Source organism: Streptomyces sp. ISL-100, assembly GCF_018614615.1.
Lineage (GTDB): Bacteria > Actinomycetota > Actinomycetes > Streptomycetales > Streptomycetaceae > Streptomyces.
Genome location: NZ_JAGGOK010000004.1, coordinates 139574 through 155090, shown reverse-complemented (window position 1 = coordinate 155090; position 15517 = coordinate 139574). Strand labels below are relative to the sequence as shown.

General features: G+C 69.8%; 20 protein-coding genes. 10 read left to right on the top strand and 10 right to left on the bottom strand.

What is annotated here, in order from left to right:
• Positions 1 to 19: 19 nt before the first annotated feature.
• The 4 genes from J7E89_RS03010 (at position 20) to J7E89_RS02995 (ending at position 2108) form a co-directional block, all read left to right on the top strand.
• On the top strand, positions 20 to 478 hold the full coding sequence (locus tag J7E89_RS03010; protein ID WP_214967936.1) for an SRPBCC family protein: 459 nt from the start codon (positions 20 to 22) through the stop codon (positions 476 to 478).
• 147 nt (positions 479 to 625) lie between these two features.
• Positions 626 to 1051 (top strand): Hsp20/alpha crystallin family protein, encoded by a 426-nt coding sequence (locus J7E89_RS03005; RefSeq protein ID WP_285439189.1) that lies wholly within the window; start codon positions 626 to 628, stop codon positions 1049 to 1051.
• A gap of 121 nt (positions 1052 to 1172) precedes the next feature.
• Positions 1173 to 1565, top strand: a complete 393-nt coding sequence (locus J7E89_RS03000) for a DUF2267 domain-containing protein (RefSeq protein ID WP_214967933.1) — start codon at positions 1173 to 1175, stop codon at positions 1563 to 1565.
• Between the two features lie 141 nt (positions 1566 to 1706).
• Positions 1707 to 2108: a DUF2267 domain-containing protein gene (locus J7E89_RS02995; protein ID WP_214967931.1), complete on the top strand. Its 402-nt coding sequence runs from the start codon at positions 1707 to 1709 to the stop codon at positions 2106 to 2108.
• A 39-nt stretch (positions 2109 to 2147) separates the two neighbouring features.
• On the opposite strand, the gene J7E89_RS02990 is transcribed toward J7E89_RS02995, so the two are convergent.
• On the bottom strand, positions 2148 to 2792 hold the full coding sequence (locus tag J7E89_RS02990; protein ID WP_214967929.1) for a hypothetical protein: 645 nt from the start codon (positions 2790 to 2792) through the stop codon (positions 2148 to 2150).
• Between the two features lie 196 nt (positions 2793 to 2988).
• Between J7E89_RS02990 and J7E89_RS02985 the strand changes: the two genes are divergently transcribed.
• A complete protein-coding gene (locus J7E89_RS02985) occupies positions 2989 to 3393 on the top strand; it encodes a YidB family protein (protein ID WP_214967927.1) in 405 nt (134 codons plus the stop codon).
• Here the strand turns inward: J7E89_RS02985 and J7E89_RS02980 are convergent.
• From J7E89_RS02980 to J7E89_RS02965, 4 genes are all read right to left on the bottom strand, one after another.
• Entirely contained in the window at positions 3374 to 4351 is a 978-nt protein-coding gene (locus tag J7E89_RS02980; RefSeq protein ID WP_214967925.1) for an XRE family transcriptional regulator, read from the bottom strand. The genes J7E89_RS02985 and J7E89_RS02980 overlap by 20 nt on opposite strands.
• A 75-nt stretch (positions 4352 to 4426) precedes the next feature.
• Positions 4427 to 4579, bottom strand: coding sequence for a hypothetical protein (locus J7E89_RS02975; RefSeq protein ID WP_214967923.1), 153 nt, complete (start codon positions 4577 to 4579; stop codon positions 4427 to 4429).
• 149 nt (positions 4580 to 4728) lie between these two features.
• Positions 4729 to 5055, bottom strand: a complete 327-nt coding sequence (locus J7E89_RS02970) for a MerR family transcriptional regulator (RefSeq protein WP_214967920.1) — start codon at positions 5053 to 5055, stop codon at positions 4729 to 4731.
• Positions 5056 to 5223: 168 nt separating this feature from the next.
• A complete protein-coding gene (locus tag J7E89_RS02965; RefSeq protein WP_214967916.1) occupies positions 5224 to 5640 on the bottom strand; it encodes an SRPBCC family protein in 417 nt (138 codons plus the stop codon).
• Between the two features lie 344 nt (positions 5641 to 5984).
• Between J7E89_RS02965 and J7E89_RS02960 the strand changes: the two genes are divergently transcribed.
• The 3 genes from J7E89_RS02960 to J7E89_RS02950 are packed head-to-tail and all read left to right on the top strand — an operon-like array spanning position 5985 to position 9502.
• On the top strand, positions 5985 to 7352 hold the full coding sequence (locus tag J7E89_RS02960; protein WP_374196778.1) for a uracil-xanthine permease family protein: 1368 nt from the start codon (positions 5985 to 5987) through the stop codon (positions 7350 to 7352).
• A gap of 24 nt (positions 7353 to 7376) precedes the next feature.
• A complete protein-coding gene (locus J7E89_RS02955) occupies positions 7377 to 8795 on the top strand; it encodes an amidohydrolase family protein (protein WP_214967908.1) in 1419 nt (472 codons plus the stop codon).
• The gene (locus J7E89_RS02950) at positions 8792 to 9502 is read left to right on the top strand and encodes a sulfite exporter TauE/SafE family protein (RefSeq protein WP_214967906.1); all 711 of its coding nucleotides are present in this window, start codon (positions 8792 to 8794) and stop codon (positions 9500 to 9502) included. Before J7E89_RS02955 ends, J7E89_RS02950 begins: the two co-directional genes overlap by 4 nt.
• On the opposite strand, the gene J7E89_RS02945 is transcribed toward J7E89_RS02950, so the two are convergent.
• Positions 9486 to 10553, bottom strand: a complete 1068-nt coding sequence (locus J7E89_RS02945; protein ID WP_214967904.1) for a LacI family DNA-binding transcriptional regulator — start codon at positions 10551 to 10553, stop codon at positions 9486 to 9488. The genes J7E89_RS02950 and J7E89_RS02945 overlap by 17 nt on opposite strands.
• Positions 10554 to 10692: 139 nt before the next feature.
• Here J7E89_RS02945 and J7E89_RS02940 point away from each other — a divergent pair, with 139 nt between their 5' ends.
• Entirely contained in the window at positions 10693 to 11622 is a 930-nt protein-coding gene (locus J7E89_RS02940) for a hypothetical protein (protein ID WP_214967902.1), read from the top strand.
• Positions 11623 to 11792: 170 nt separating this feature from the next.
• Complete coding sequence (locus J7E89_RS02935; protein ID WP_214967898.1) at positions 11793 to 13310, top strand: DUF6056 family protein; 1518 nt, start codon at positions 11793 to 11795, stop codon at positions 13308 to 13310.
• Here the strand turns inward: J7E89_RS02935 and J7E89_RS02930 are convergent.
• The 4 genes from J7E89_RS02930 to J7E89_RS02915 all read right to left on the bottom strand — a co-directional run bounded on the left by J7E89_RS02930 (position 13285) and on the right by J7E89_RS02915 (position 15431).
• The gene (locus J7E89_RS02930) at positions 13285 to 13746 is read right to left on the bottom strand and encodes a GtrA family protein (RefSeq protein ID WP_214967895.1); all 462 of its coding nucleotides are present in this window, start codon (positions 13744 to 13746) and stop codon (positions 13285 to 13287) included. The two genes, J7E89_RS02935 and J7E89_RS02930, sit on opposite strands and share 26 nt — an antisense overlap.
• Complete coding sequence (locus J7E89_RS02925; RefSeq protein ID WP_251060015.1) at positions 13743 to 14726, bottom strand: glycosyltransferase family 2 protein; 984 nt, start codon at positions 14724 to 14726, stop codon at positions 13743 to 13745. Before J7E89_RS02925 ends, J7E89_RS02930 begins: the two co-directional genes overlap by 4 nt.
• Before the next feature lie 166 nt (positions 14727 to 14892).
• Complete coding sequence (locus J7E89_RS02920) at positions 14893 to 15141, bottom strand: hypothetical protein (protein ID WP_214967888.1); 249 nt, start codon at positions 15139 to 15141, stop codon at positions 14893 to 14895.
• Between the two features lie 20 nt (positions 15142 to 15161).
• Positions 15162 to 15431: a hypothetical protein gene (locus J7E89_RS02915; RefSeq protein WP_214967886.1), complete on the bottom strand. Its 270-nt coding sequence runs from the start codon at positions 15429 to 15431 to the stop codon at positions 15162 to 15164.
• Between the last annotated feature and the right edge of the window lie 86 nt (positions 15432 to 15517).

The following is a 15517-nucleotide window of genomic DNA, read 5'->3' as shown; positions in this document are numbered from 1 at the left end:
CACTCAGGAGGAGGCGCAGATGAGCACGGTGAAGGAGACGGTAGAGGTCGACGTCCCCGTCCGCACCGCCTACAACCAGTGGACGCAGTTCGAGGAGTTCCCGAATTTCATGGAGGGGGTTGAGGAGGTCAGGCAGATCGACGACCGTCACAACCACTGGACCACGAAGATCGGGGGAGTACAGCGGGAATTCGACACCGAGATCGTCGACCAGCTCCCCGACGAGCGGATCACCTGGCGTACCACTAGTGGCGATACGCAGCAGAAGGGCATGGTCAGGTTCCAGCGCCTCGACGAGACGCACACACGGGTGGAGCTCGTGATGGACGTCGAAGCGAGTGGAGCGGCGGAAAAGACCGCCGATATGACCGGCATGATCGACCGGCGCGTCAAGGGCGACATGCGGCGCTTCAAGGAGTTCATCGAGCACCAAGGAGGCGAGTCCGGGGGCTGGCGCGGCCGCATCAAGCCGGGATGACGGCTGTACGGCGAGAGCGGCCCCGGCGCCCGGCGTCGGGGCCGTCGCCGTACCTCAAAAATTGAGCGCGGGGTTGTCAACTTTGCTGCCGCGAGCTATATAGATGTTGTCGCCATGTGCATCCCGTATCCGGGAAAGGAGTGACCGATGATGCTCATGCGTACCGACCCCTTCCGCGAGCTCGACCGCCTCACCCAGCAGCTGGTCGGCACCGCCGCGAGGCCGACGGCCATGCCGATGGACGCCTTCCGCGACGGTGACACCTTCGTTGTCGAAGTGGACCTGCCCGGTGTGGACCCCGAGTCGATCGACCTCGACGTCGAGCGGAACGTGCTGACCGTGAAGGCCGAGCGCAGCTCCCACGCGGGAGAGGACGCGGAAGTCCTGATCGCGGAACGCCCGACGGGTTCCTTCAGCCGCCAGATGTTCCTCGGTGAGACCCTGGATACAGAGCGCATCGACGCGTCGTACGACGCAGGAGTGCTGCGCCTGACCATTCCGGTCGCGGAGCAGGCCAAGCCGCGGAAGATCTCCATCACCGGCGGAGGCGCCCCGAAGCAGATCAGCGGCTGACCCAGTAAGGGGCGGGACCGGGCCCGCAGTCCAGGTCCCGCCCCCTGGCGTCCGCTTCCGTCCGCGCGGCAGTGGGCGCACTTCACACAGCAGGAGTTACGTACGAGGAAAGGCCGGCGGCATGGTGATGAAGTGGGATGCATTCCTGGCCGCCGTCCAGGAGCGCGGCCAGTACTCCTCACGGCAGGAAGCCGAGCGGGCGACCCGCGTGGTGATCGCGCTCCTGGGTGCGCACGTCGTGGGCTCCGAGCGGGCCGAGCTCGCCGCGCGGTTGCCGGAGACGTGCGCGCTCCTGCTGCTCAACCCGCTACCGGCCGCCGAGCCCCTTACGGCGCAGCGGTTCGTGCGGGCGACAGCGGCCTGGATCGAAGGCGCCACGGAGGAGACCGCGAAATGGGACGTCAGCGCCGTCCTCAGCGTGGTGGCCGATGCCACCGACGACGAATTGATGCGCCGCGTCCTGCTACAGCTGCCTCCGGGTTATGACCTCCTTTTCGGGCGTCCCCAGCCATAAGGTGCTGGCGCCCCGGAGAGGGGGCATGCTGAATTCGGACACCACTCGGACACCAACCGGACAGTGTCCCGACACCGTCAGGACGCCATTCCGACTCCGTGAGGATTGGTAAAAACAGCAGAGAGGCAGGTAGCCACAGTGATGCGGTGGAACGAACTCGTACAGCAGGTCCACGCCTCAGGGCAGTACGCCACCGACGCCGAGGCGGAGCGCGTCCTGCGCACCGTACTGACTGTGCTGGGCACACACACCAATGGCGACGAACGTCGCGAACTGGTGCGCCTGCTGCCTGTGGAGGCGGCCGTCATCCTCGCCCGCCAGACGCCGGCCGCCCATTCCCTGACCGCGCCGGAGTTCGTCGACACCGTCGCCGCGAGACTGGGGGGACTCACCGCCCCCGCAGCGCGCTGGGGCGTCAGTTCCGTACTCGGCGTCGTGGCCGACTGCGTGGGCGACGACCTCACGCGGCGCATCACCGCGGGCCTGCCCAGGGGCTACGCGCTTCTCTTCGGCCGCGCGGAACTGGCCCCGGCCGCTGCCTGAGCTCTCCTGTCGGCCGGTGACCGGCCAAGCCACCGGTGGTCACCGGCCGTCGGCCTTCACGGCGTCCTCGGCGCGGCGGCGCGCTTTGCGGGCCGCCGTGCGGGCTTCCCGGGCGCGGTCCCGCGCTGTCACGATCCCTTGGCGGGCAGTCTTCTGCCGCTCTTTGGCCTCCTTCAACTGCTCGGCCAGCGCCGCGACCTCGCCCTCCGCTTCCCTGAACCCGACCGGCGGGCTGAGCGGTTTGGTGAGCCGGCCCGCCGCCCACTCCCGCGCGGCGTCGGGGTCCGCCAGGACGGCGTGCAGCGTGCGCTCCACCTCGTGCTGTACGTCCTCGCTCACCGGGTGTCCGGCATCGGCGGCCAGTTGCTTCGCCTGCCTGCCCAACGCGCCCACCAGGTCGTGCTGGCGCCGGCCGAGCTCGCGCAACTGCTCACCGTCGAGATCACGATGGGCCTGGCGCATGCCTTCGCCGAGGCTGAGCAGCGGCTGGACCTGCTCAGGCTGCCGGCGTACGAGCAGATTGCTGGCCCAGGCCGACAGCGCCGGACGCCGCAGCGCCTGAATCCGCGCGGCCAGCTCACGGTCGCCCGCTGTACGGGCCGCCGCCGCCCGCTCATTCCTGGCTGCGGTGAAGTCGGCCGGGGCCAGCCCGTACAGCTCATCGGTGATGCTTTCCAGGTCCACGATTTCTCCAGTCTCTCCCTCCGGGCGGAATGAGGCTCGCGGCGGTCAGCGATCGGCGTAGTGCTCGCCGGTATACGGGTGACTTTTCGGGTAGCCGAAAGCACTGTGGGCGGCCGAATGGCACCATCGGCCGGGGGCCGCTCACGCCCCCACCGGCTTGTTTACGAGGCACGACGGCACGAGGAAGGGGTTGACCGTGGCGGGAGAGGATCTGGGACGTCTGCTCGGAGGGCTGCTGGGGGGAGGCGACGGAAAGGCGAATCTCCTCGGCTCGCTGCTCGGCTCGCTCGGCGGCAGCACGGCGGGGAGCGGTAATCCGCTCGACGGCCTGCTGGCAGCGCTCGGCGAGGGAGGCCTGGGGCATCAGGCCCACTCATGGGTCGCAGCGGGCGCCAACGAGCCGATCGACGGCGAACAGCTCGCACAGGCGCTGCCGCCGGACACGCTCCAGGGGGTGGCGCAGCAAGCGGGGCTGCCCACGGATGTGGCTGCCGACCAGCTCGCTCAGGTCCTGCCGCAGGCGGTGGACAAGCTGACACCGGGAGGCCAGCTCCCGCAGGACACGTCACTGGAAGACCTGATCAAGGCTCACACTGCCTGACTCCGCCTGACGCTGGAGTTCGCAGATGGCCGAGGAAGTCGCGTACGCCGGGATGCCGCGGATTCTGCTGGGCCAGGGCGGCGCCGAGGCCTTCCGTGACCATGGACAGGGACGGCAGGCACTGCCGGTCCCCGCCGAGGGCCCTCATCCCGAAGGCCACGGCCTCGTCGAGCGAACCTTGCCGGGCGGCAACAACACCGAGGGTTACGTACGCCTCCGCGTTCCGCATCGGTGAGCGTTCCGTACCGTCGCGATCGATGCCGGCCCGCAGCACCTCGCGGGCAAGATTCTCCGCGAGCCGGTCCTCACCGAGCTCGCGGTAGCAGTCCATGGAGTGGAAGTCCCACTTCGCCGGGTCGGCGCTGAAGTGGTTGCCCGGGTTCTCCGGCAGACCTAGTTCCGCCAGGAGGCGGCGGCCGGAATCAAGGGCGGACTCGACCTCAGGGCGGTCGCCGATCCGCGCCCACGCCTTGGCCTGCTGCGCCCGCAACTGCACCCCGGCGCCCGTATGCGGCGCGGCCGCGATGCCCTCTTCCGCGGCTGCGATCACTGCCCGCAGGTCGCCGCGGGTCAACGCGAACCAGGCGCGCATCTCGTGGCCCCATCCCGCGATCGGGGGATGGCCGGCCTGGCTGGCCAAGGAGAGCGCATGCTGCCGGGCTGCCTCCGCACCGGCCCAGGAACCCGAGTCGTACGCGACACAGCCCACCAGTAGCGCCAGCATCCCCGACTGCACCAGAACCTCCCGGTGCTGAGACGCGGTCAGTCGCCGCGTCCGCACCCCGGCAAGCAGGCGCGACCAGGCGCGGCCCTCCGACAGCAGGTAATCGCTCGGCATGCGGGCGTACTGCGAGCACAGCCGCTCGACCGTGAGGGCGAGGGCGTCCAGTGTGTCCCGGTCGACGTCGCTCGCGCGCAGCCGGCCGATGATCTCAGCCGTGTTCATGGGCGTGTCCATGTCCGCGGTGGCACCTCGCGAACCCTCCGCCGTCCCCTCCGTCCCCTCCGTCGCCGCGGCGATTCGCCGCGGCGACTACTCGGGGGCAGGCGTCTGCGACTCCTGCTCGTCGTTGTCGTCGTCCCGCTCGCCCTCCGCCTGTGAAGGGGTCGTCTGGTGCAGGTCCTCGTGGATCTCGCCTTCGCGCTCGCCCTCTGCCTGGGAAGGGGCCGGTGGCTGCTCGCTCATCGGTGCGGTCCTCACTGCTCGGAGTCTGCCTGGTAGCCGTCGAAGAGCTCGGCTGTTCACACGCCATTTTCGGCGCTCGGCACCTTTTCTGCGATCCGGCGGGGAAACTCCCAGTGGTTGCACCCCGAAAACGGTCTACTGGACCAGGCTCACTCTGTGGGGTCGCTGCGCAGTTCCTCGTTGAGACGCAGGGCTTCTTCGAGCTGGTCTTCCAGGATGACGATGCGGCACGCGGCTTCGATCGGCGTACCACTGTCGACGAGCTCGCGGGCGCGGGCCGCGATGCGCAACTGGTAGCGGGAGTAGCGGCGGTGGCCGCCGTCGGACCGCAAGGGGGTGATGAGCCGGGCTTCGCCGATGGCCCGCAGGAATCCGGGCGTGGCTCCGATCATCTCGGCGGCGCGGCCCATGGTGTAGGCGGGGTAGTCGTCATCGTCGAGCCGGTCGGTGGTGTGCGGGTGGGTTTCTTGCGTCATTTGCACCTCTTCTGGGACGCGTCGAGGGGCCCCGATGCCGTACGGCACCGGGGCCCCGAGGGACTTCCATGTATCGCTGAGTTCCTGGTTACGTCAGGAAGCCTATCCAGACAGATCTCGCATGTCTATCGTCGCCGCGACAGATATCCGGGTATGCCGCGCAAGAGGTCAGCCGGCGCCGCCGTCGTCGACGCGCAGCCGTACCTGTTGCTCCAGGCGTTCGAGGCTGTGATCCAGGGCGGCGTTCACGGACTCCTCACCGGGGTCGTGGTCCTCGTCGAAAAACGAGAGATGCACCGTCACCTCGGTGGCGCCGCTGCCAATGCCTGCCACCTGGAGCCACCCGGTGTAACTGCCCTCGTCCCGGGTGCCCCATTCCAGCCGCATCTGGTCCTTCTGCGCGCGCAGGAGCGCCGAAGTGTCCTCGTCGGTGCGGTCCTCGTGGACGGTGACGGCAGGCAGTTCCTCGGCGTGCACATGCAGTGCTTCCGGCAGCCACTGGTCCAACTGGTCGACATTGGCCGCCTGGTCGAAGACATGCTCGGGCAGTGCGGGCATTGTGCGTGAACGCTCGTATTCGGTCATCACCACACCATTCCTCGGCTCGAAACCGTTCGACGAACGCATGCCCGGCCTGCCGGACGTGAAGCCGTGCCGCCGTACAACCCACCCGTTCGCCGGAGAGTGCCGGTTCGGATGACGCCTCCCGCGGCGCGTGTGCGGCGAGCGTGACGCGAAGGGGGCGTGCGCGATCCCTTGACGCGCCCTCCGGGCCCTCACATACTGGCGGCCAAATCGATTTGGCCGAATCGATTTGGCCCCCGTCCCGGGCCGGATCACGGTCGAAGCCGGAGCGAGCCGAACGGAGCTCGAAAGTGTCCAGTCCCCGCCCCGCATCCCTTCACCCCGCATCCCCTCCCCCCGAGGCGATCCACCCCGTGGACGAATCCCGGCCGATCGGCAGGATTCTGCTCTTCGGCATCCAGCACGTCCTCGTCATGGCCGCGACCCCCATCTCGGCGATCTTCCTGATGAGCGCGACCCTCCACCTGGACCCCGGTCTGACCGTCAACCTGCTCTCGGCGGCCTTCCTGCTCTCCGGGGTCGGAACCCTGATCCAGTCGCTCGGGCCATGGAAGTTCGGCCCCAAGCTGCCGTTCGTCATGCTGCCCGGCGGCGCCCCACTGATCCTCTTCCTTGCGATCGCCGAACAGCACGACCTCCCCACCGCCACCGGCGCGGTGATCATCACCGCCGCGTTCTACTTCATCGTGCTGCCGGTCTTCTCCCGGCTGCTCGCGTTCTTCCCCGCCCTCGTCATCGGCACGATGATCGTCATCGTCGGCGTCAACCTGGTGAAGGTCGGCGCGCTGCTCGTCACCGGCCGCCCCGGGCAGCCCGGCTTCGCCGACCCCACCAACCTCCTGCTCGGCCTGGCGACGATCGCCTTCACCGTCGCCTTCTACTGGCTGTTCACCGGGATGCTGCGGCAACTCGCCGTCATGCTGGGCCTGATCGCCGGTACGGTCCTGGCCTTCGCAATCGGCGCGGTCGACACCGGCCCGGCGGCCCAGGGCGGACTCCTGAGCGTCCCGGAGCTACTGCCGTTCGGCTCGCCCCAGTTCAACCTGCTCGCCGCGCTGCCGCTGATGCTGTACAGCCTCGCCTCCATGGCGGAGGCCACCGGACAGACCGTCATCAACGCGGAAGCCGTCGGCAAGGAGATCGACAAGCGCAAGGACGTCCCCAAGACCATCCGCGGCGACGCGCTCACGTCCCTCTTCGGCGGCTTCTTCGGCCTGCCACTGATGGTGACCAGCGGAGAGAACATCGGCATCGTCCGCGTCACCGGAGTACGCAGCCGGTACGTCACGGCAGCCGCCGGCGTGGTGCTCATCGCCATCGGCTTCCTCGCGCCCGTCACCCGCGCGATCAGCATCGTCCCGTCGGCCGTCGTAGGCGGCACCGCCATGGTCGTCTTCGCCGTGATCACGGTGCTCGGCGTACAGATGCTGGGGCGCGCCGACCTCGACCGGCACACCAACACCTTCATCTGCGCCGTCGCCATCGCCCTGGGCCTGCTGCCCATCCTCATCCCCGGTGTGTATGGCGGCTTCGCACCCGGCGTCCGGATCCTGCTCGAAAGCGGCGTCGCCGTCGGGGCCTTCGTCGCCGCCGTACTCAACATCCTGTTCCACCACGTACGGCCGCGGCTCTCGCGCAAGCCGGCCCCCGCCGCCGCCGCCGTACCGGCCCAGGCGGAAGGCAGCGAACCCGCCCCCGCCCAGCACTCCTGACCCACACGCAACAGAAAGAGCCCGATGACCGACCTGCACGACCTGACCCCCGATCGGCTGCGCGCCGACGGCGCGCTGCTCCTGGAACCCGACGTGGTGCTGACGCCCGACGGGCCGATGGACCACTACGCGGCCATCGTCACCGGCGACACCTTCCTTGCGGTCGGACCCGCCGAACGGCTGGAGCGGACGTACCCGCACCTGACGCCCGTACGGCTGCGCGGACACATCCTGATGCCCGGCTTCGTCGACTCCCACCACCACCTCACCCAGACCTTCGGCGCGGCCCTCGCCTTCGGTGAGCCCTCGGAGATCTTCCGCCGGCTGTGGGTGCCCCTGGAGGGCGCTCTCGACGAGGAGGCGGTGTACGTCGCGGCAAAGCTGGCCGCGCTCGAATCGCTGCGCGGCGGATTCACCACCGTCGCCGAAGCCGGCACCCGAGCCCCGGTGGACGTGGAACTGGTGGCCGCGGCCACCAGGGACGTCGGTATCCGGTGCGTACTCGGCCTCGTCTGCAACGACGCCACCGCCAACGACGCCGACACCTCGACGACCCTGGCCAACGCCGAGAAACATCTCGTCCGTTACTGCACCGAGGAGCTGATCCACCCGTCCCTCGCCGTTTCCGTCCCGGAAGCCGCGACGGCCCGCACTCTGCACGACACCGCCCGGCTGGCCGCAGCGGCGGGAGCCGTCGTCCAGATCCACGTCAACGAGCATCTCGCCGCGGTGGAACGCTCCCTCGTCCAGCACGGGCTGCGGCCGCTGGAGTACCTCCACGAAGTGGGCGCCCTCGGGCCGCAGTTGCTGGCCGCACACGCCACGCTGCTCACCCCGCGCGAACTGACCCTGCTCGCCGACACCGGAGCCGCGGTGAGCTACAACCCCGTCGCCAGTGCCTGGAAGGGAAACGCGGTGGCCCCGGCGACCACCATGGCCGAGCGCGGTATCCGGTTCGGACTGGGCACGGACGGCACCCGTGGTGACGCGTTCCGCCTCGCCGAGGCAGCCGAGTTCGCGCAGCGCCTGGCCTACGGCCTGGCCACCGGGGACTCCTCCTGCGGCGCGGGCTGGACCTGGCTGGAGCACGCTGGCCGGGGAGGCGCCGACGCCGTCGGCCTGGGCGCCCGTACCGGCCGGATAGCCGAGGGAGCCGCCGCCGACTTCCTGCTCGTCGACGTGAGCGGTCCTGAGATGAGCCTGTCCTGGGACCTGCCGTGGGAGCTCGTTCGGCGCGGCAACCGAGACCAGATCACCGCCGTCTTCGTCGCCGGCCGGCTGCGTCTGTGGCGCGGCTGGCCGCTCGACTGGGACGGTCCGGCTCTGGTGCGCAGGGCCGCCGAACTGAGCCGGGACGTGCTGCTGCGGGCCCCGGTGACCCGCGTCCACCCCACGTCCACCGGCGCACGGCACGCTCATGCGGAGCGGAGCACGGCACAGTGAGTGCGGAGACGATGGCGATCCTCGCGGTGACGGTGGCCGTCGCGGCGTTCGTCCAGGGAAGCAGCGGTCTGGGCTTCGCGCTGATCGTCGCACCGGTGGCGGGGCTGCTCGATCCCGGGCTGGTCCCGGTATTCGTACTCGCATCGATGATCCCGCTCAACCTGTACGTCGCGTGGCGCGAACGGGACTCCCTGGACCTGCGCGGTGCGGGCTGGATCACCGCGGCGCGGCTGGCCGCCACACCGGGCGGGCTCATGCTGCTGTGGGTCATCCCGGACCGCAGCCTCGGGCTTTTCGTCGGAGCGGCGACCGTGCTGGCGGCGGTGGTGAGCCTGGCCGCTCCGGCGTTCACACCCGGCCGCCGGGCGTACGTCGCCGCCGGGGCCGTCACCGGACTCACCGAGACCGCGACCGGAGTCGGCGGCCCACCTCTCGCACTGGTCTACCAGCACCGCCCGCCGGCGGAGCTGCGCTCCACGGTGGCGGTGTGCTTCCTCGTGGGTGAAGTGGCCTCGCTGGCGCTGCTGTTCGCGACGGGGCAGGGCAGTCCGGACGAACTGGGCTGGGTGGTGCTGCTGTTGCCCGCGCTCGCGCTGGGGGCGTGGCTGAGCCGCCTGGTGCACCACCGTTTCGATGCCCGCAGGATGCGCCTGTTCGTGCTGGTCTTCGCCCTCGTCTCCGGGGCGGTGCTCATGCTGGCGCCGTGACGCGCAGCGACGAGGCGCGGGGGATCACCCGCGGCTCGGGCGCCGTCGCGACCGGCGTGCCCGGGGCCTGTGTGCTGTCCGCGAGGTCCGCCGCTGCGCCGAGGCGGCCGAGCAGCAGCTCCACCGCGTCGGCGGCGGCCCGGTCCAGGTGCAGGTCGACGGCGGTCAGCGGGGGTTCACAGGTCCGGGCCCGCAGACCGTCGTACCGGGTGACGACCATGACGTCGTCCGGGATCCTGCGGCCGCTGTCCCGGATCGCCCGTACGGCGCCCACCGCGAAGGCGTCCACGAGGGCGCAGACCGCGTCGGTCTGCGGGTGGTCGGCCAGCAGAGCGGCGCAGCGGTCGTACCCGGCCTGCTCGCCGCCCTCCTCGGGGGCCGTCGCGACGAGCGGCGGCCAGCCGTGCTCCGCGGCGGCGCGCTCGAACGCGGCGCGGGCGTCGACCGCGGAATGGCGGGCACCGGCGCCGATGATCAGCGCGGGACGGCGCGCTCCCTGCTCCCGCAGGTGCGCCAGCAGCAGCTCTACGACGAGGCCGCCGCGCAGATCGACGTACGGCGCGTCGTCCTCGGGCGACACGGGCCGGCCGAGCGCCACATACGGCAAGTGGCGCTCCCGCAGCTGCGCCACGGCCATGTCGTGCTCGTCGGGTTCCACGACGATGGCGCCGTCGATGTCCAGGGAGTACAGCGCCGAACCCGACTGCACGGGCGGCACCAGAACGAGCGCGTAGTCGTGTACGAGCGCCCGCTCGGCGGCAGCGGCGGCGACCTCCATGTAGAAGCCGAGCCGGGACGGCCCACCGGCCACCGCGAACGGCATCGACGACGCGAGCGCGATGGCTTTCGCCTGTCCCCGCCGCAGCCGCTGCGCCCGCAGATTCGGCCGGTAACCCAGCTCGGCGGCGACCTTCTTGATGCGTTCGCGCGTCCGGGGATCGACCTTGCCGAGCCCGTTCAGGGCGTGCGAGACGGTCGTCCGCGACACCGAAGCGGCCTTGGCGACATCGGCGATCGTCGGCGGCCGGGCACCGGAACCGGAAGTGGGCATCTGCGCGGACGCTCCTCGCTCGCTCTGACGGGTGAGTGACATGTGACAGCACATCGTCGACAGCCACATCTTCGCCGACCGGCCGCCCTCCGCACACGTGTACGTCGGATTGTCAGTGGTCGGTGGCAGGCTGATCTTCATGAGCGATACGGGAATGAGCAGCGTGCCTGGCACCCTGGAGGCGGCGGCGGACCTCGCCGAGCGGCTGATCCACCGGCCGAAGCCGGAGGAGACCGGGTACCACGCCGTACGGGTACAGGAGTTCACGGGCGGGCGGAGTGTCCAGGAGCGCGGAGAGGCATTCCGCGAGGTGCTGGACGCCGTCACCGGGCGGCTCGGGCAGCCGGCCTGGGTGGGGGGCTCGGCGTTCGGGCCGCACATTCGGTGGCGCAGTGAGCAGTGGACGCTGGTGCTGGAGGGACGGACCTTCGGCGCGGACCTGAGCGTGCACCCCAGGGGCGAGCTGGAACGCATGGACGCCTGGTACTTCGACTACGGCGTGGGGGACGGCGAAGAGCAGGTGTCCTCGTACGACGACCTGCCGTACCTCTGGCAGTTGCACCGCCACGAGGGAGAGCGGCTGGTCGGCGGCTGCCGCTGCCTGGGCCTGCTCCCCGTAATGGGCGAGGTCACGAACTTCAAGCACCTGGAGGAGTCGCTGGGGCTGCTGCTGTCCGCCTGGAGCGAGCAGTTGCCGGCGACGGTCGGGGACTGGGCCGGGTTCCAGCTCTACAACCGCGCCGACGACTACCGGTGCGCGCTCGTCGGCTTCCAGCCGGGCAAGGGCCTGTTCGCGCACATCCGCGAAGGGGACGGCGAGGAAAGCCCGGAACGCGCCTCGGCCCTGCGGGCCCTTGGCTGGCAGAAGCGGACCAAGTGGCACTGGGAGGCGGAGTTCCCCGAGCCGGGCCAGGAGAGCGGGGCGGCGCTCGCCAGGCTTCTCATAGCGGACGCCCGGGCGCGCGGTGCGAAGAGCCCGGCGGATCTGAAGGTGCGGGACATCAGCTGCGGGGACGACGGCTACTTCGTGCTGCCCGCGCTGGGGCTCGAGTACTGGTACTGGGACTGACCAGCGCAAAGCCCGCGCCCTGTGGCGCCCCGGTCGCGTCCTGGTTGCTCCATTGGGCGGCAAACGGGCCTGCGGCGGCGTGGGCTTCCGCCCCGACGAAGCGTCGCCGGTCACGATGCCGAGCGGTGGACAGGTTCCGCTTCCGATTCCGGCGGTGAAGAGGAGACCTAGTGACGGCTGCACCGGGTGTCGCCATCCCGCGCGAACCAGTACCGGGCGGAGGCGGCCCGGGGCGGGGGAGCGGGAAGAGGGTCCGAGGTCTCTTCAGGTCGTGGACGACCGTCTGGACGACGGGGCTCTGCCTCCTGCCCCTGGGGCTGCTCGCGGCAGCCTCATGGCTGGGCCGCCATGTCCGGCCCACCGCGGACGAGTGGTGTTTCCTGCCCAAAGTGCGCGAGCTCGGCGTCTGGGGAATGGTCGAGAAGTTCTACGTCACCGACAACGGCCGGGTCGGCAATGGCCTGCTCGTCGGGATGTACGCGAAGTTCCCGGTCGCCGGCCATCAATGGTTCGCCGTGATCACCGGCGTCCTCATGCTGGCCGTTTTGTGGGCCCTGACCGTCCAGCTGCTGCGCAGGGCCGGCCAGTCGGTGCCTCGCGCGGTCCCGCTGCTGGTGGCGTCCATGATCACGGCGGTCTTCCTCTTCGCCACCCCCAACACGTACAAGACGTTCTACTGGCCCGCCGCCTCCGTCTCGCACACCCTGGCTCCCGTGCTGGCCTGCGCGGCGGCCCTGCCGCTCCTGGCGGCGCGCAGCCGGCGGGGGAGGATCACCGCCCTGGCCGTCGTGCTCCTGGCCGGCGTTTTCATGGGCACGCTCTCCGAGGAAGCCTCGGTCGTCTGCGTGGTGGTGCTCGCGGGCGTGGTACTGCTCGGCCGCTGGATCTTCACCGAGCGGGCCCTCGCCGTCGCCCGCTGCTGGGCACTGATCGGCATCGCGGGCATCGGCATCGGCATGATCGTGCTGATGACGTCCCCGGGAGGGCGTAAGCGGCGCGAGCGGTTCGGCCTCGAAACCACCTCCATGCTCGCCCCCGAGTCACTGACCGCGTCGCTGCGCGGGTACGTACACATCCTGGAAACCGTCTTCACGACCTGGCAGTACGTGGGAGCGGTCGCGGCCGGAGTGCTGCTGGGCCTGCTGGCGCGGGGCCGGGCAGGTGCCTCGCCGGTCCTGCTGCCGTGCCGGCCGCTGCTGTGGACATCCTTCGGCGCGCTCGCCTTCCTCGTCTCCGGCTACCTGTGCACGGTCATCACCTATCCCGTCTTCGGCGCGCGCGTGATGACCGCCCAGCGGACCTGGAACGACTACCTGCTGCTGTACGTTCTGTTCCTCGTCGGCGCCGGCGCCTTCCTGGGGCGTGCGCTGCGCCTGCGTGAGCAGCGGACGGGCGTGGTGGCGAAGGCGGTTGCCGCGGCGGTGTGTGTCGCGGCAATCCTGGGGCTGGCTGTCCCGCTCTACCACCTGGGCCACGACATGCGCGTACGGGCGTACAAGTGGGACCGTCAGGACCGGTACCTGCGCGGGCAGGCGGCGAAGGGCGCGAAGACCGCCCCCTACACGCCGCTGTCGGTCGCCGGGACGCTGGAGCCGTTCGGGGGTAAGGGGCGCAACGTCTGGCCGGCCGGTTGCGTTGCCGACTACTACCGCCTCGACAAGGTCACTTACTCGGATCGGCTTCAGTGACCTCTTGCTCAGCCTCCTGCGGCTGCGCCTGCGCTTGCGCTTCGGAGGCCCGGGTGGCAGCCGCGCCGGAGGTGATGGCCCACCGGGCGAGCAGGAACGACAGCGGTGTGACCAGGACACCGGCGGCGAGTGCGGAAATGTTCTCCGGCATGCCGAGCCTGCTCACAGCGACGTACAGCAGGATTCCGCTGCCCACGACGTTGGCCACGGCCGACAGGGGATACCGGAAGAAGGCACGCCAGGTCGGCTTCGTGCGCAGGGTGACATACGAGTTGAGCAGGAACGATCCGACGATGCTCACCGCCCAGCCCACCCCATGGGCGACCAGATACGGCATCCAGATGTTCAGCGAGGCGTACACCGCGTAGTAGACCGCTGTGTTGACGACGCCGATCGCGGCGAAGGCGGCAAACTGGCGCAGGCCCCGAGCTTTCATACCTCCGGCCGTGCCTGTCCGGCGGGCGCGAGCGAGAGGCCCGAGTCGAGCACCGCGGCGGACTCGTCCGTTTCGCGGACCACATAATGCGGCCGGCGCTTCGACTCGTCGTAGATCCGCCCCACGTACTCGCCGATGACCCCGAGGGTGGCGAGCTGGATTCCGCTGAGCGCGACGACGGCGGTGATCAGAGTCGCGTAACCGGGGGTGTCGACCCCGTCCAGGGCAACGTTCGCGATGATCCACAACGCGTAGACGAGAGCGGACAGAAAGAGCCAGAGACCGGTGTGGATCGCCAGGCGCAGCGGGCGGCTGTTGAAGGAGATGAGCCCGTCGATGCCGTAGTTCAGCAGATGCCGTCCGCTCCACTTGGACTTTCCGGCGGCCCGCTGGACGTTCTCGTACGTGAAACTGACCGTGTCGAAACCGATCCAGGAGAAGAGCCCCTTGGAGAAGCGGTTGCTCTCCGGGAGTGACAGGAGGGAATCGATGGCACGACGTGACAGCAGTCTGAAATCGCCCGCCCCGTTCACGATCTCGACGTTCATGCAGCGCCGTACGAGGCGGTAGTAGGCGCGGCAGAGCGCCGTCCGCAGAGCCCCTTCGTTCGTACGGTCGCGCTGGGCGACGACCTGGTCGTACCCATGCTGGTGCAGCTCCAGCATGCGGGGGATGAACTCGGGAGGGTGCTGAAGGTCGGCGTCCATGAGGACGACCGCGGCGCCCCGGGCCATGCGCATGCCGGCCAGCATGGCGGATTCCTTGCCGAAGTTGCGGCTGAAGGACGTGTAGCGCACCCGTGGATCGGCTCCTGCGAGGTCCTTGAGGATCACTATGGTCTCGTCGCGGCTGCCGTCGTCGACGTAGCAGATCTCGAAGGTCGCCCCTATTGGCTCGAGAGCGGCGATCAGAGCGTCATGGAAGGCCTCGATCACCTCGCTCTCGTTGTAGCACGGCACGACGATCGAAATCTGGACCATGGTCATTTCACTCCATGCACTGTTCCCGGTACATGCGCTGCCGCCTCCAGTGGAACGCGGGGACGAGCCGGAAGCCGTCCCAGGCACTCCACATGGGTGACGGCAGCCGGGATGACAGCGTGCACAGCGTGCGGGGCTGTGGGAGTGAAAGAGGACCGGGGCCGGGTCAGCTGCCCAATTCCGCGACCGTCGTGTTCAGCGTGCTCGCCAGGGCGGTGATGTCCTGGTCGGACGGCGTCCGGGTGCCGATGCGCCGGACGAGTTCCTTGGCCGAGACCACCTCGATGGCGCCCCGGTAGTCGCCCCTGTCCAGCTCGGTCGCGGGGATCACCTGGGCCCGGCCCCGGACGACCACGAGTGTGGGCTCGTCCGCGCGCGGGCGCAGGAGATCCCGGACGTGTTCCTCAGTGATCACGGCGGCCGCCTTTTCCGAGGTCACTTGTGGCGCTTGCGGCGGGCGGGAGTGTGGGTGACGTCGCCCTTGGCGGAGCGCTGCGCACCGCGCTCCTCGCCGGACGATTCCACGCCTTCCAGGCTTTCACCGCCGGCTGTTCCGCCCTTGGTCCGGTAGCCCTCGCGGGCGCTCGCCGTTCCGGGTACGACCCGTTCCTGGGCCTGGCGCTCCGCGCCGGAGTGGGCGCCCGGCCCCTTTTCTGTGCGCGGACGGGGCTCGCGGTCCGGCTCGCGCGATTCCTTCTCACTCATTGCGCACACCTCGTTCCTGGGTGTCGACAGCCCTTGGTGCCTGCGGGTGGTCGCTGGTTAGGGGTACCCCTGTGGCGGGAGTGATA

What these genes read in the sequence shown, in the direction of transcription:
- J7E89_RS03010 (WP_214967936.1), top strand. Translation starts at nt 20, where the DNA reads ATGAGCACGGTGAAGGAGACGGTAGAGGTCGACGTCCCCGTCCGCACC.
- J7E89_RS03005 (WP_285439189.1), top strand. Translation starts at nt 626, where the DNA reads ATGATGCTCATGCGTACCGACCCCTTCCGCGAGCTCGACCGCCTCACC.
- J7E89_RS03000 (WP_214967933.1), top strand. Translation starts at nt 1,173, where the DNA reads ATGGTGATGAAGTGGGATGCATTCCTGGCCGCCGTCCAGGAGCGCGGC.
- J7E89_RS02995 (WP_214967931.1), top strand. Translation starts at nt 1,707, where the DNA reads ATGCGGTGGAACGAACTCGTACAGCAGGTCCACGCCTCAGGGCAGTAC.
- J7E89_RS02980 (WP_214967925.1), bottom strand. Translation starts at nt 4,351, where the DNA reads ATGGACACGCCCATGAACACGGCTGAGATCATCGGCCGGCTGCGCGCG.
- J7E89_RS02975 (WP_214967923.1), bottom strand. Translation starts at nt 4,579, where the DNA reads ATGAGCGAGCAGCCACCGGCCCCTTCCCAGGCAGAGGGCGAGCGCGAA.
- J7E89_RS02970 (WP_214967920.1), bottom strand. Translation starts at nt 5,055, where the DNA reads ATGACGCAAGAAACCCACCCGCACACCACCGACCGGCTCGACGATGAC.
- J7E89_RS02965 (WP_214967916.1), bottom strand. Translation starts at nt 5,640, where the DNA reads ATGACCGAATACGAGCGTTCACGCACAATGCCCGCACTGCCCGAGCAT.
- J7E89_RS02955 (WP_214967908.1), top strand. Translation starts at nt 7,377, where the DNA reads ATGACCGACCTGCACGACCTGACCCCCGATCGGCTGCGCGCCGACGGC.
- J7E89_RS02945 (WP_214967904.1), bottom strand. Translation starts at nt 10,553, where the DNA reads ATGCCCACTTCCGGTTCCGGTGCCCGGCCGCCGACGATCGCCGATGTC.
- J7E89_RS02940 (WP_214967902.1), top strand. Translation starts at nt 10,693, where the DNA reads ATGAGCGATACGGGAATGAGCAGCGTGCCTGGCACCCTGGAGGCGGCG.
- J7E89_RS02930 (WP_214967895.1), bottom strand. Translation starts at nt 13,746, where the DNA reads ATGAAAGCTCGGGGCCTGCGCCAGTTTGCCGCCTTCGCCGCGATCGGC.
- J7E89_RS02925 (WP_251060015.1), bottom strand. Translation starts at nt 14,726, where the DNA reads ATGGTCCAGATTTCGATCGTCGTGCCGTGCTACAACGAGAGCGAGGTG.
- J7E89_RS02915 (WP_214967886.1), bottom strand. Translation starts at nt 15,431, where the DNA reads ATGAGTGAGAAGGAATCGCGCGAGCCGGACCGCGAGCCCCGTCCGCGC.